The organism is Brevibacterium ammoniilyticum, from assembly GCF_038429965.1.
Taxonomy (GTDB): domain Bacteria; phylum Actinomycetota; class Actinomycetes; order Actinomycetales; family Brevibacteriaceae; genus Brevibacterium; species Brevibacterium ammoniilyticum.
In genome coordinates this window covers 206,738-219,322 of the sequence record NZ_BAABNP010000004.1, presented here as the reverse complement: position 1 = coordinate 219,322, position 12,585 = coordinate 206,738, and the positions used below count along the sequence as shown (strand labels likewise).

Below are 12,585 nucleotides of genomic sequence, written 5' to 3'. Positions count from 1 at the left end.
TCGCTCGATGCGCGTCGTCATCCTCGACGACTATCAGAACGTGTCTCGCACGTTCGCGGACTGGTCGACCCTTGACGCCGAGGTCGAGGTCGTCACCCGTCCCATCGTCGACACCGCTGACCTCGTGTCCGTGCTCACCGGCGCCGAGGCGGTCGTCGCGATGCGCGAACGCACCGTCTTCGACGCGGACCGTTTTGGTCGGCTGCCCGACCTGCGGCTGCTCGTGACCACAGGGGCGGCGAACGCGTCGATCGACCTCGAGGCCGCCCGGCAGCATGGCGTCACGGTGTGCGGCACCGAGGCCCCGCGCACCGCCACACCGGAGTTGACCTGGGGGCTCATCCTCGCCGTGCTCCGCCACATTCCTGCGGAGGATGCCAGGCTGCGGGCCGGCGGGTGGCAGGAGACGGTCGGGGGAGACCTCGCCGGGTCCCGCCTCGGCGTCATCGGTCTCGGTCGGCTGGGGTCGCAGGTCGCCCGGATCGGGCAGGCCTTCGGGATGGACGTCGTCGCGTGGAGTGAGAATCTCACTCCGGAGCGCGCCGCCGAGGTCGGTGTGCAGGCGGTGTCGAAAGCCGAGCTGCTCGCCACCTCCGATGTCGTGACGATCCACTACAAGCTGGGCGAACGCAGTCGAGGGCTCATCGGGGCGCCGGAGCTGGCGCTGATGAAGCCGAATGCGATCCTCATCAACACCTCGCGTGCGGGCCTCGTGGACACGGATGCGCTGGTCAGAGCGCTCGAGGCCGGGCGGATCCGCGGGGCCGGCCTCGACGTCTACGACACGGAGCCTCTGCCTGTCGACCACCCGCTGCGCCGCACGCCGCGCACCGTGCTCACCCCGCACCTCGGCTACGTCACCGAGGGAACCTACCGGATCTTCTACCCGCAGGCGCTCGAGGACATCGCGGCGTGGATGGCGGGGGAGCCGATCCGGGTGCTCACGTAGGGCTTGCGTTCGAGCGCGCTCGAACTCGTAGCGTCATCGTCATGACCACGAATGACATGACCCCAGACCCCACCCACACCTCGACCGCAGCGACCACAACCTCGGGCACTATCACCTCGGCGACCGCCACTCGGGACGCCGCACCCAGCCGACCCGCGCGCTGGGCGATCACCGGCGCCTCGCAGGGCTTCGGCCGGGCGCTGACCGACGAGGTGCTGCGCCGAGGACACGACGCCATCGCAGTCGTCCGCTCCCGCGAGTCCCTTGACGACGTCGCCGCCGAGGTCGGCGACCGACTCACGGTCCTCATCGCGGATCTGCGCGACCCGGAAGCGGTCACCGAGGTGGGTGAGGCGATCGCGGCTCGTGATCTCGATGTTCTCGTCAACAATGCCGGGCGGGCGATCGTCGGGGCGGTCGAGGAGATCAGCATCGGCGAACTGCGAGAGCAGCTCGAGCTGAACTTCTTCGCGGCGGCCGCCCTCACACGGGCAGTCCTTCCAACGATGCGGTCGCGGGCCCGCGGAGCGATCGTGCAGATGAGCAGTCAGGGCGGCCGGGTCTCGTTTCCCGCGGCCGGAGCGTACTCGGCGAGCAAGTTCGCGCTCGAGGGCTGGTCGGAGGCGCTTGCCGCCGAAGTCCGGCCGCTGGGCGTCGGCGTGATGCTCGTCGAACCCTCGCGGTTCCGGACCGGGTTCAACACGGCGCATTCGCTTCGCACGGTCGCCGAATCAGGTGCCTATGCCGCCACGGTCGGACCTGCCCGCGCGGACCTCACCGCGGTCGACGGCAGGCAGGAGGGCGATCCCGTCCGTGCCGCCCGGATCATCGTCGACCTCGTCGAGGAGGAACTCGCGAATCGCAGTGAGCTGCCCCTGCGCCTTCCCCTCGGCGCCGAGGCGGTGCGGCGTCTGCGTGCGGCGTACAGTGGGAACGCGGCCGAGGTCGACCGCTGGGCCGAGGTGGCCGCCAGCGGCGACTTCCCGGGGATGCCGCCATCGAGAAGGGCGGTGTGAGCATGGCGACGGACGATCTCATGAGCCGGATCCTCGCCGATCTGGGCGACTTCGCCGAGGTCGACGGGACGCTGCCGGTCGAGGTCATCCACCGCCTCGTCGATTCGGGGGAGAGCGGTGCGCCCATGTCGATCGCCGAGGTGGCCCAGATGCTCGGCCTCTCGGCCCACACCCTGCGGTACTACGAAAGCCAGGGTCTCGTCAGGGTCGACCGTGACTCGGCCGGGCACCGGGTCTACGATTCCGCGGCGCAACGGCGTCTCGTCTTCCTCACCCGGATGCGGCTGTCCGGGATGCCGATGCGCGATCTCGCGCACTACGTCGAGCTCGTCGAGCAGGGAGAGGAGACGGTACCGGAGCGGCTCGACCTCCTGCTCGAACACCGTGACACGGTCCGGCGGCGGATCCGCGAACTCACGCTCTCGCTTGCGGCGACGGAGTACAAGATCGCGACCTACGGCGGACGCACGGGAGACGATCCCGGGCTGGACGAGCCGGCACGGGGTGAACCCGCGCCGCCCGAGCCCCCGGCGACCGAGCCCGCGCCTGAGACCCCCTGAGCTTCTGCGCCCGAGAACGCCGAACGCGGACGATGCCGCAGCATCGCCCGCGTTCTGCGGTTTTCGTCATTTCACCTCGGCGAAGCCTGTCACCTCAGCCGACCTCGGCGAGGATTCACAGCCTCGGCGCGGACAGACCCGAAACGGACCGGTCAGTTCACCTCGGCGGGATCAGCGGAGACGCGACCGCCGTTCTCGAGGGCGTCGATCGAGGCCATCTCGTTCTCGGTGAGCTCGAAGTCGAAGACGTCGATGTTCTGGGCCATGCGCTCGCGGTTGTTCGACTTGGGGAAGAGGATGTGGCCGCGCTGCAGGTGCCAGCGGATGATGACCTGGGCCCACGACTTGCCGTGTGCGGCCGCGATCTCACCGATGGCGGTCGACGCGTAGTCGACGTTGCCCTGGCCGAGCGGTCCCCAGGCCTCGATCTTGATGTCGTTGTCGGCGAGCAGGGGGCGGGTGTCGATCTGCTGGAACTGCGGGTGGAGCTCGATCTGGTCGACGGCCGGGATGATGCCGGTGTCGAGGATCGCCGGCAGGTAGCGGTAGTCGAAGTTCGACACGCCGATCGACCGGGTCAGGCCCGCGTCGCGGTAGCCGGGGAAGGCCTCCCAGGTCTCGACGGCGTTGTTCTGCGCCGGGGTCGGCCAGTGGATGAGGTAGAGGTCGACGTAGTCGAGGCCGAGCTTGGTCAGGCTCTCCTCAAGCGCGCGGCGCGACTCGGCGGCACCGTGGCGGTCGTTCCACAGCTTCGTCGTGACGAAGAGGTCCTCGCGGGCGATGCCGGAGTTCTTCAGGGCGCGGCCCACGCCCTCCTCGTTGCCGTAGACGGCGGCGGTGTCGATGTGACGGTAGCCGACCTCGAGAGCGTCGGTGACGATGCGCTCGGTCTCGGCGGGGTCGACCTTGAAAACGCCGAAGCCGAGCTGGGGGATGGTCTTGCCGTCGTTGAGAGTGAGAGTGGGTACCGACATGGTGTCGCCTTTCGTCACGGATGGGAGTCTGGTCGGCGCCCGCTGGGGCGCTTCGACAGGACGGCTGCCGTTCTCCGGCACCCGTCCGAGCGTACAACGACACAAGGCTCCTGGGGCATTCCCCGATCCAGCCGATTTCTCCAGGTTTTCCGTTGAATGGGAAGAGGTGGTCCTGTCCTCGCCGAGGTGGTCGGTGCGTCCCGTGCCGAACCTCGGCGAGGTGGTTCCTGCGGTCGTCGGCGACGGTTCGGTTCGGCGGTCACCCGGGTCAGTCGGTGGACCTGGTCAGGCGGTGAACACCGTGTGGACGTCTCCGGTGTGGGCGCGGCCGACCAAGTCGGTGAGTTCGAGGACGACGGCTGAGCCAACCACCTCGGCGCCGAGTTCCGTGACGAGTGCCTGGGCGGCGGTGAGCGTGCCGCCGGTGGCGAGGATGTCGTCGACGAGGAGGACACGGTCGCCGGGGTGAAGCACATCCGGGGCTTCGATCGTCGCGGTGCCGTATTCGAGCGAGTAGGACACGGCGGCCGCGGGTTTCGGCAGCTTGCCGGCCTTGCGGATGGGGAGGATGCCGGCGCCGGTCATCGCGGCGATCGCCCCGGCGAAGAGGAAGCCGCGCGCTTCGAGTCCGCCGACGAAGTCGAAGCGCCCGACGAACGGGGCGACGAGCGCCTCGGTGACGGCGGTGAAGGCGGGCCCGTCGGCGAGCAGCGGAGAGATGTCGCGGAAGTTCACCCCCGGCTCCGGGTAGTCGGGGATCGAGGTGATGAGGGCCTGCGCGCGGCCGAGATCTGCGTTCGTCACGGGTCAACCCTACTCGGACGGAATCTTCCCGATGATGCGAGCGGTCCTCACACTGATCACTCGAGCGAAGCCAAATACCGTCTCCGCCGGAGCCGCCAGCCGAAGAATGCCCCGATCGCGGCACCGACGAAGGGGATGATGAGATAGACGTCGAACGACTCGAACTCGAATCGCCACGACCACGGAATCAGGGGGTGGCCGAACGCGGCATTGAAAGCGATGAGACCGGCGACCACACCGATGTAGAGAAGTGAGGCGATGAGCTCGATCGGCCGGGCGGCGTTGCGCGCGAGGCCTGACTGCGACTGGAGCTCGACGCCTCGACGTCGCGCATAGCCGGTCGCGATGAGGCGCGGAATATCGGCGGTGACCATGATGAGCACGGCGGCGAAGAGAAGCCCGGACGCGAGGAGGACGAGCGCAACTGCAAGGGCGATCCAACGGAATGCCGAATAGCCGACGGCCAGAGCTCGAACGATGACCTGTTGCTCGCGTTCGTCGCTCAAAGGCATGTGATCGATGCCGGCGCTGCGTTCGAGAGTGTCGTCGATCCGCGACCACGATGAGCGGCGCCCGCCGGAGGCAGTCTCGTCTGGGTTGCGACCATGCGAACTCATGGGGATCGGTCCTTCCTTGTCGGAGTCGGCGGGTCCTGGGTCGAGAACAGCTCCTCGACGCTCGACTTCAGGGTCGCGGCAATGCGCAGTGCGAGGTAGACGCTCGGTGAGTAGTCCCCGCCTTCGATCGCGATGATCGTCTGTCGGGAGACACCGACCGCCTCGGCGAGGTGGGCCTGAGTCAGGCCGAGCTCACGGCGCCGCGCGCGCAGGCAAGTGAGCATATTCGGCACCTTTTCTTCCGCATTGCCGAGATCGTCAGTTGCGTTGAACAAGTCAAAGATCTTTGACATTGTCACCGTTTCACAGTTCTTGCGCGTCCACAAACAGGCGGCCGTCCCGAGTCCACGAACAGAGGCATTACGCAGGGCGGCATGCAGGAGTATCGTCGTCATCACCGGGTCCGGAGGAGGTCGTATGAATGCTGAGCACGATCCGATCTCCCTCGCCGAGGCGTTCGCGCGGGTGCCCCGGAGACGCTTCCTTCCCGATGATCAGCAGGGGTGGGCTGAGAGCAACATCCCGCTCGAGATCGGATGCAATCAGACGAACTCGCAGCCGAGCACCGTCGCCGATATGCTCACGCTCCTCGACGTCTCTCCGGGGCAGAGGGTCCTCGACCTCGGCTCGGGTTCGGGCTGGACGACGGCGCTCCTCGGTGTCCTCGTCGGTGAGACAGGAAGCGTCGTCGGGGTCGAACGGCTCCGGGAGCTCCTCGACGGTGCGATCGCTGCCTGTGCCGGTCTCGGGATCGAGTCGATCGAGTTCGCCGAGGCGGTTCCCGGGACCCTCGGCCTGCCCGAGCGAGCCCCGTTCGATCGGATCCTCGTCTCCGCCGGTGCCGCCAGCCTGCCTGACAGCCTCGTCGCCCAGCTGGGTGTCGGGGGAGTGATGGTCATCCCGGTCGCAGGCGAGATGCTGCGCGTCGAACGCACCGGCGAGGCCGATGATGCCGTGTCGATCACCCGACATGGCCGCTACCGCTTCGTCCCCCTCATCGTGGAGTGACCGCACTTCGAGCGGCAGGCCACTCGTGGCCCCGCCGGCCCGCCGCTAGACGAGCGAGTCGCGCCACGCGCGGTGGAGCTGCGCGAACCGGCCCGTGCCGGAGATGAGTTCGTCGGGAGTGCCGTCCTCGACGATGCGCCCGGCATCCATGACGAGCACCCTGTCGGCGATCTCGACGGTCGAGAGGCGGTGGGCGATGATGATCGCCGTCCTGCCCTCGAGCACCGTGGCCAGCGCCTTCTGCACGAGCCGCTCGGACGGGATGTCGAGGTGCGCGGTCGCCTCGTCGAGGACGACGATGTCAGGATCGGCGAGGAAGACACGGGCGAACGACACCAGCTGCCGCTGTCCCGAGCTCAGCCGCCCGCCGCGCTTCTTCACATCCGTGTCGTAGCCGTTCGGCAGCCGACGGATGTAGGCGTCGAGGCCGACGGCTGTGGCCGCTGCGACGACCTCCTCATCGGTGGCCTCGGGGTTGCCGATGCGGATGTTGTCCGCGATCGTGCCCGCGAAGAGGAACGACTCCTGGGTGACCATGACGACGCTCGAGCGCAGCTCCGCATCGTCGAGGTCCCGCAGGTCGACCCCGTCGAGACTGACTGTGCCCGCGGAGGGATCGTAGAACCGGGTGACGAGCTTGACCAGCGTCGATTTGCCCGCCCCGGTCGCCCCGACGAGCGCGACGATCTGGCCGGCCGGGATCGTGAGATCGAAGCGGGGGAGCGCATCGGGTCCGTCCGCGTACGCGAAGCGGACGTCGGTGAGTTCGATGGATCGTCCCGTCGCCGAGGCGGCACCCCCGGCCGCCGGATGCGCGGGTAGGTGCTTCGGCGAGGTCGGGGGCGGCACGCCCGGGTCGGTGTCGAGGACGGCGGCGATCTTCTCGAGCGCCGCCGAGGCCGACTGGTAGAGGTTGAAGGACTGGACGAGTTCGTCGAGCGGACCGTAGAAGCGGCGCAGGTAGAGGATGAAGGCCGCGAGCACGCCGACCTGCGTCCACCCTTCGATGACGAGCCACGCGCCGACGACGATGATCACCGTCTGCGTGAGGTTGCCGACCAGGCGCGTCCACCCGGCGAACCACGCGACTCCCCGCAGAGCGTCGGTGTTGGCATCCCGGTACGCCGAATCCTGCTCCCGCAGCGTGCCCCGCCGGTCGGGCTGGCGCCGATAGGCCTGGACGGCGCGGATGCCGCCCATCGTCTCGACGAAGTGGACGATGACCTTCGCGATCGACGTTCGGGTGCGCCGGTAGGCGGCCCGCTGCGTCGAATGCGCGGCCTTCGTGATGAAGAACAGCGGCACGAACCCGGCGAAGACGACGATCGCCAAGGGCACATCGAGGACGATGAGCGTGACGGCGATGAAGAGCATCTGCAGCACCGCGAGCGCGGTCTCGAAGAGCGAGTACGAGAGGAACTGCTGCACCGACTCCATGTCCGAGGTCTGCCGGGACACCAGCCTGCCCGAGGTCGACTTCTCGTGATAGCCCAGGTCGAGCCGCTGGACATGCGTGAAGACCCGCGAGCGCAGCGCGAAGAGGATCTTCTGCGCGGTGATCCCGACCAGCCGGGTCGCCGTGAACGAGCACAGGGCCGCAGCCACCGCCGAGGCGACGAAGAGCACGACCGCCCGCACGAGCGGTCCCGTGTCCCCGTCGACGGCGGCCGGGATGCCCGTGTCGAGGGCATCGGCGATGAAGATGGGCCCGGCCACGAGCGCGGCCGAGGTGAGCACGACGATGACGAGGAGGAAGATCGCCATCGGCAGGTGCGGGCGCACGAGCGAGAACAGCAGCGCCCTGGCCTTCGCCGCGATGTCCGGCGGCAGCGCCTCGACCTCGTCGTCGGCGGCGAGTCGCGGAGCGCTCATGCCCGGCCCCCTTCCCTGCTGTCGCTGCCCCCGCCAAGACTGTCCCCGGGCAGGTCGGCACCCGCCGGGCAGCGTCCCGCCGAGGCGGTCGCTCCGGTGCCCCGCGCCGAGGCGGTCGCCTGCATTCCCGCCCCCATGAGTTCGCGGTAGAGGTCGGAGGTCTCGAGCAGCTCCTCGTGCGTGCCCTGGGCGACGATGCGCCCGGAGTCGAGGACGGCGACGACATCGGCGAGTGCCGCCGTCGAGGGGCGGTGGGCGATGATGAGTGTCGTCGAATCCGGAAGGATCTCCCGCAGCGCCTGCTGCACCCGGTCCTCGGTGTCGACGTCGACGGCCGAGAGCGGATCGTCGAGGACGAGGATGCGCGGCTTGCCGATCACCGCTCTCGCGAGCGCGAGCCGCTGTCGCTGACCGCCGGAGAGGGAGAGCCCCTGCTCGCCGACCTGCGTGTCGAGTCCCTCGGGCAGACGGGAGACGAAGTCGGCGGCCGCGGTGATCTCGAGCGCCTCCCGGACCGCGTCGTCATCGGCACCGGGGGAGCCCATGACGACGTTGTCGCGCACGCTCGCGGAGAAGAGGATCGGATCCTCGAAGGACACGGACACGAGGTGACGCAGCTCGTTGACGGGCAGGTCGCGGATGTCGGTGCCGTCGATGCGCACGGCCCCGGACGTGACGTCCTGGAGGCGGGGGACGAGAGAGGCGAGCGTCGTCTTGCCCGACCCCGTGGACCCGACGAGCGCCAGGGTCTGACCGGGAGCGATGCGCAGATCGAGGTCCTCAAGCGTGAGCCGGTCGGTGTCGGAGAAGTGGAAGGAGACGTCGTCGAAGGTCAGCTCCCCGCGGAAGCGGCCGACGTCCGGGTCGTCGTCGATGCCGCCGCCGGAGTCGGTGATGTCATGGCGGATGTCGATGACCTCCCAGTACCGGCCGGCGGCGGTGATCGACATGAGCGCATCGGCGAGGAGGAAGCCGAGCATCTCGATGGGCATCCGCAGGACCATCGAGATCGTCACGCCCGCGACGACCGTGCCGATCGTCGTCCACCCCTGGACCACACCCCACGTCCCGACGCCGACGATCCCTGCCTGCCCGAGCGTGGGCAGGAGGATGAGGACGGCCCAGAACCACGAGTCGAGCTTCGCCTTGCGCACCTCGAGGCCCTGGAACCTCCGGGAGAGGAGGGCGAAGCGCTCGGCCGCCCAGGGCGAGCGGCCGAAGGACTTGAGGATCCTGATGCCCTGGATCGACTCCTCGACGTCCGTCGTGATCTCCCCGACCGTGTCCTGCGAGAGGCGCGAGGCCTCCCGGTACCGGCGTTCGAACATCGCCGCCGAGACGATCGTCGGCACCGCCATGGCGATGACGATGATGCCGAAGACCGGCTGGAGGGCGAAGAGCATGATCGTGCCGACGAGGAGGACGACCGGGGTGGCCAGCAGGAACGGCAGGCCGAAGGCGAAGAACCGCCGCAGCTGCGAGAGGTCGTTCGTCGCCCGCGAGAGCAGCTGACCGGACTCCCACGAATCGTGGATCGCCACCGAGGTGTATTGGAGGCGATCGAAGAGCCGGGCCCGCCACCGGATCTCCCAGGCGGAGACGACGGGGGCGACGATCATCCGCCGCGCCCACATCGCCACCGCCTCGGCGATGCCGATCGCCAGGACCCCGAGCACGGGCAGCCACAGTCCCGAGAGGTCGCCCTCGGTGATCGGACCGTCGATGATGTAGCCGGTGATGACCGGGACGACGAGCTGGATGCCGTTCGCGAGCAGGGTGAGCACGAGGACGACAGCGTAGATGCCGATCCGCGATCGCAGATCGGGCCAGAAGCGGAAGAGGGGGCGCACGGACATCAAGCCTAGTCCCGCGGAACCCCTGCGTCTATGGTCTCGCGATGCGGAATTCGGGCCTCCTGAAGTGCGGTTTTATTTATCCGCAGGAGACGGCGGACGGCCTCGCCGAGGTGGTCGCCGGGTCCCGATCTCACCAGACAGGCGCTCGATGTCCCAAGATGTGAGACATTCGTTTCTGCAGTTTGACTCACTGAGAGGGGCGGTGAACCATTGAGGCATGACTCACCTTCTCGTCGTCGTCATTAGCCAGCGCGCGGATCATCCGTAGCCTGTCATCACGACACGTTCCGCGCGCCCCTACCGAAACCGGAGGGGCTTTTTTCATGCGGGGAACGGTGCGAGCGGGTCAAACCAGGAAGGAAACGAGATGGCAGCCACGCCCCCGGCCCAGAAAGCGGCCGCCGGGACTGCGCAGAGCGCAGCGCCTGCGAAGCCGACCCCGTCCAGCGTGCGAAGGAACTCGGCCCCCGAGGTCCTCACCGGAGCGCAGGCGATCGTCCGCAGCCTCGAGCGCCTCGGCGTCGACACCGTCTTCGGCCTGCCCGGCGGAACCATCCTTCCGACCTACGATCCGCTGTTCGAGACCGACAAGATCCGCCACATCCTCGTCCGCCACGAACAGGGTGCCGGCCATGCCGCCGAAGGGTACGCGGCCGCCTCGGGGAAGCTCGGCGTGTGCATCGCGACCTCCGGTCCCGGGGCGACGAACCTCATCACGGCGCTTGCCGACGCCCACATGGACTCGGTGCCCGTGCTCGCGATCACCGGTCAGCAGTCGTCGAAGCTGCTGGGCACCGACGCCTTCCAGGAGGCCGACATCGTCGGTATGACGATGCCGGTGACCAAGCACAGCTTCCTCATCACCAAGCCTGAGGACATTCCCGCGGCGATCCTCAACGCCGCCCACATCGCCACGACCGGCCGGCCCGGCCCCGTGCTCGTCGACATCACGAAGGACGCCCAGACCGGCACGGCCCCGTTCGTCTGGCCCGAAGAGGCCCAGCTGCCGGGCTACCGGCCCATCCTCAAGCCGCATGCGAAGCAGATCCGCGAGGCCGCGCGCCTCATCTCCGAGGCCCATCGCCCCGTCTTCTACATCGGCGGCGGCGTCATCCGCTCGGAGGCGGAGAAGGAGCTGCTGCGCCTGGCCGAGGCGACGAACATCCCCGTGGTCACCACGCTCATGGCTCGCGGCGCCTTCCCCGACTCCCATCCGCTCCACTTGGGCATGCCGGGCATGCACGGCAGCGTGCCCGCGGTGACCGCGTTCCAGAAGGCCGACCTGCTCATCGCCATCGGGGCCCGCTTCGATGACCGGGTGACCGGCAACCTCGACTCGTTCGCCCCGCACGCGCAGGTCATCCATGCCGACATCGACCCCGCGGAGATCGGGAAGAACCGGGCCGCCGAGGTCGCGATCGTCGGCGACGCCCGTGAGGTGCTCTCGGAGATCCTCACCGAGCTGCGCGGCAAGTACCCGCAGGCCCTCGATCGCCAGCGCGAACCGTGGTGGCGCTTCCTCTCCCGCCTCAAGCGCACGTACCCGCTCGGCTACGAGAAGCACGGCGAACTCTGCGATCCGCAGTACGTCATCTCCCGCATCTCGGCACTCACCGGCCCCGAGGCGGTCTACGCCGCCGGCGTCGGCCAGCACCAGATGTGGGCGGCGCAGTTCGTCGAATTCGAACGGCCCCGCTCGTGGCTGAACTCCGGGGGACTGGGCACGATGGGGTACTCGGTGCCCGCGGCCATGGGCGCGAAGGTCGCCGAACCCGACCGGGTGGTGTGGGCGATCGACGGCGACGGCTGCTTCCAGATGACCAACCAGGAGCTCGCGACCTGCGCCCTCGACGGCATCCCCATCAAGGTCGCGATCATCAACAACTCCTCCCTGGGCATGGTGCGCCAGTGGCAGACCCTGTTCTACGACGGCCGCTACTCGAACACCGACCTCAACACGGGACATGAGACGATCCGGATCCCGGACTTCGTCAAGCTCGCCGAGGCGTACGGCTGCTTTGCGCTGCGCGTGGACAGCAACGACGACGTCGATGCCGCGATCCAGCAGGCCCTCGAGGTCAACGACCGGCCCGTCGTCCTCGACTTCACGGTCCCGCCCGATGCGATGGTGTGGCCGATGGTCGCCGCCGGGGTCTCGAACGACGAGATCGAATACGCCCGCGGCATCCGCCCCGAGTTCGACGGCGACGGGGACGAGCCCGTGGAATCGGTCATCGAAGAGGGCGATCCCGAGGACAATGACACGCTGCGCTCCGTGGCTCAGATCGAAGGAGGCCTGGAATGAACAGCCGGCACACCCTCTCCGTGCTCGTCGAGAACAAGCCGGGCGTGCTCACGCGCTTCACCGGGCTCATCGCCCGCCGCGGCTTCAACATCCACAGCCTCGCCGTGGGCGTGACCGAGCACGACGAGCTCTCCCGGATCACCGTCGTCGTCGACGTCGGCGACGTCCCGCTCGAGCAGGTGACGAAGCAGCTGAACAAGCTCGTCAACGTCATCAAGATCGTCGAACTCGAACCCGCCTCCTCGGTGCGCCGGGCCCACGTCATCTACAAGGTCAAGGCCAACGCCGCGACCCGGCCGCAGGTCGCGGCCGCCGTGGAGATGTTCCGGGGCTCGATCGTCGACGTCTCGACGGACTCCGTGTGCGTCGAGGCCACCGGTGAGCTCGGCAAGGTCGAGGCCCTGCGCGAGGTGCTCGAGCCCTTCGGGATCAAGGAGATCGTCCAGTCGGGCACCGTGGCGATCGGCCGCGGACCGAAGTCGATCACCGACCGTGCCCTCCGCAGCTGAGAATGCCCTGCGCGGCTGAGCGCGGCCGGCACCGCCGCGGCACCGAGTCCGCGTTCCATTCCGTGGAACGACAGTCGTCTCATTAAATGAACATCTGTACCGAACTGTGAAACAA

At 68.4% G+C, this 12,585-nt stretch carries 12 protein-coding genes; 6 read left to right on the top strand and 6 right to left on the bottom strand.

Translation table 11 applies throughout. The annotated features are described in order from the left end of the window. Window positions 1-7: 7 nt before the first annotated feature. Genes AAHA49_RS06635 through AAHA49_RS06625 form a run of 3 tightly spaced genes read left to right on the top strand, consistent with a single transcriptional unit; the run spans window position 8 to window position 2,525 of the window. Complete coding sequence (locus AAHA49_RS06635) at window positions 8-949, top strand: D-2-hydroxyacid dehydrogenase family protein (protein WP_342037689.1); 942 nt, start codon at window positions 8-10, stop codon at window positions 947-949. A 41-nt stretch (window positions 950-990) separates the two neighbouring features. Then, complete coding sequence (locus AAHA49_RS06630; RefSeq protein ID WP_342037688.1) at window positions 991-1,965, top strand: SDR family NAD(P)-dependent oxidoreductase; 975 nt, start codon at window positions 991-993, stop codon at window positions 1,963-1,965. Between the two features lie 2 nt (window positions 1,966-1,967). After that, window positions 1,968-2,525, top strand: a complete 558-nt coding sequence (locus tag AAHA49_RS06625; protein ID WP_342037768.1) for a MerR family transcriptional regulator — start codon at window positions 1,968-1,970, stop codon at window positions 2,523-2,525. Window positions 2,526-2,677: 152 nt separating this feature from the next. Here AAHA49_RS06625 and AAHA49_RS06620 read toward each other — a convergent pair whose 3' ends face one another. The 4 genes from AAHA49_RS06620 to AAHA49_RS06605 form a co-directional block, all read right to left on the bottom strand. After that, window positions 2,678-3,499, bottom strand: a complete 822-nt coding sequence (locus tag AAHA49_RS06620; protein WP_342037687.1) for an aldo/keto reductase — start codon at window positions 3,497-3,499, stop codon at window positions 2,678-2,680. A gap of 285 nt (window positions 3,500-3,784) precedes the next feature. After that, a complete protein-coding gene (locus tag AAHA49_RS06615; RefSeq protein ID WP_342037686.1) occupies window positions 3,785-4,303 on the bottom strand; it encodes an adenine phosphoribosyltransferase in 519 nt (172 codons plus the stop codon). A 56-nt stretch (window positions 4,304-4,359) separates the two neighbouring features. Further along, window positions 4,360-4,920: a hypothetical protein gene (locus AAHA49_RS06610; protein WP_342037685.1), complete on the bottom strand. Its 561-nt coding sequence runs from the start codon at window positions 4,918-4,920 to the stop codon at window positions 4,360-4,362. Continuing rightward, the gene (locus AAHA49_RS06605; protein ID WP_342037684.1) at window positions 4,917-5,315 is read right to left on the bottom strand and encodes a helix-turn-helix transcriptional regulator; all 399 of its coding nucleotides are present in this window, start codon (window positions 5,313-5,315) and stop codon (window positions 4,917-4,919) included. Before AAHA49_RS06605 ends, AAHA49_RS06610 begins: the two co-directional genes overlap by 4 nt. Window positions 5,316-5,337: 22 nt before the next feature. Between AAHA49_RS06605 and AAHA49_RS06600 the strand changes: the two genes are divergently transcribed. Then, window positions 5,338-5,928: a protein-L-isoaspartate O-methyltransferase family protein gene (locus tag AAHA49_RS06600; RefSeq protein ID WP_342037683.1), complete on the top strand. Its 591-nt coding sequence runs from the start codon at window positions 5,338-5,340 to the stop codon at window positions 5,926-5,928. A 45-nt stretch (window positions 5,929-5,973) separates the two neighbouring features. Here AAHA49_RS06600 and AAHA49_RS06595 read toward each other — a convergent pair whose 3' ends face one another. Both AAHA49_RS06595 and AAHA49_RS06590 read right to left on the bottom strand, forming a co-directional pair. After that, window positions 5,974-7,800: an ABC transporter ATP-binding protein gene (locus AAHA49_RS06595; protein WP_342037682.1), complete on the bottom strand. Its 1,827-nt coding sequence runs from the start codon at window positions 7,798-7,800 to the stop codon at window positions 5,974-5,976. After that, a complete protein-coding gene (locus AAHA49_RS06590) occupies window positions 7,797-9,656 on the bottom strand; it encodes an ABC transporter ATP-binding protein (protein ID WP_342037681.1) in 1,860 nt (619 codons plus the stop codon). Before AAHA49_RS06590 ends, AAHA49_RS06595 begins: the two co-directional genes overlap by 4 nt. A gap of 367 nt (window positions 9,657-10,023) precedes the next feature. Between AAHA49_RS06590 and AAHA49_RS06585 the strand changes: the two genes are divergently transcribed. Together AAHA49_RS06585 and ilvN are read left to right on the top strand one after the other, a co-directional pair. Continuing rightward, window positions 10,024-11,961: an acetolactate synthase large subunit gene (locus AAHA49_RS06585; RefSeq protein WP_339392618.1), complete on the top strand. Its 1,938-nt coding sequence runs from the start codon at window positions 10,024-10,026 to the stop codon at window positions 11,959-11,961. Further along, window positions 11,958-12,470 (top strand): acetolactate synthase small subunit, encoded by a 513-nt coding sequence (ilvN, locus tag AAHA49_RS06580; RefSeq protein WP_339392617.1) that lies wholly within the window; start codon window positions 11,958-11,960, stop codon window positions 12,468-12,470. Before AAHA49_RS06585 ends, ilvN begins: the two co-directional genes overlap by 4 nt. Window positions 12,471-12,585: the final 115 nt, after the last annotated feature.

Excerpts from the sequence above, each read along its gene's own strand:
- AAHA49_RS06635 (WP_342037689.1), top strand. The coding sequence starts at position 8 with ATGCGCGTCGTCATCCTCGACGACTATCAGAACGTGTCTCGCACGTTC.
- AAHA49_RS06630 (WP_342037688.1), top strand. The coding sequence starts at position 991 with ATGACCACGAATGACATGACCCCAGACCCCACCCACACCTCGACCGCA.
- AAHA49_RS06625 (WP_342037768.1), top strand. The coding sequence starts at position 1,968 with ATGGCGACGGACGATCTCATGAGCCGGATCCTCGCCGATCTGGGCGAC.
- AAHA49_RS06600 (WP_342037683.1), top strand. The coding sequence starts at position 5,338 with ATGAATGCTGAGCACGATCCGATCTCCCTCGCCGAGGCGTTCGCGCGG.
- AAHA49_RS06620 (WP_342037687.1), bottom strand. The coding sequence starts at position 3,499 with ATGTCGGTACCCACTCTCACTCTCAACGACGGCAAGACCATCCCCCAG.
- ilvN (WP_339392617.1), top strand. The coding sequence starts at position 11,958 with ATGAACAGCCGGCACACCCTCTCCGTGCTCGTCGAGAACAAGCCGGGC.
- AAHA49_RS06590 (WP_342037681.1), bottom strand. The coding sequence starts at position 9,656 with ATGTCCGTGCGCCCCCTCTTCCGCTTCTGGCCCGATCTGCGATCGCGG.
- AAHA49_RS06605 (WP_342037684.1), bottom strand. The coding sequence starts at position 5,315 with ATGACGACGATACTCCTGCATGCCGCCCTGCGTAATGCCTCTGTTCGT.
- AAHA49_RS06610 (WP_342037685.1), bottom strand. The coding sequence starts at position 4,920 with ATGAGTTCGCATGGTCGCAACCCAGACGAGACTGCCTCCGGCGGGCGC.
- AAHA49_RS06595 (WP_342037682.1), bottom strand. The coding sequence starts at position 7,800 with ATGAGCGCTCCGCGACTCGCCGCCGACGACGAGGTCGAGGCGCTGCCG.
- AAHA49_RS06585 (WP_339392618.1), top strand. The coding sequence starts at position 10,024 with ATGGCAGCCACGCCCCCGGCCCAGAAAGCGGCCGCCGGGACTGCGCAG.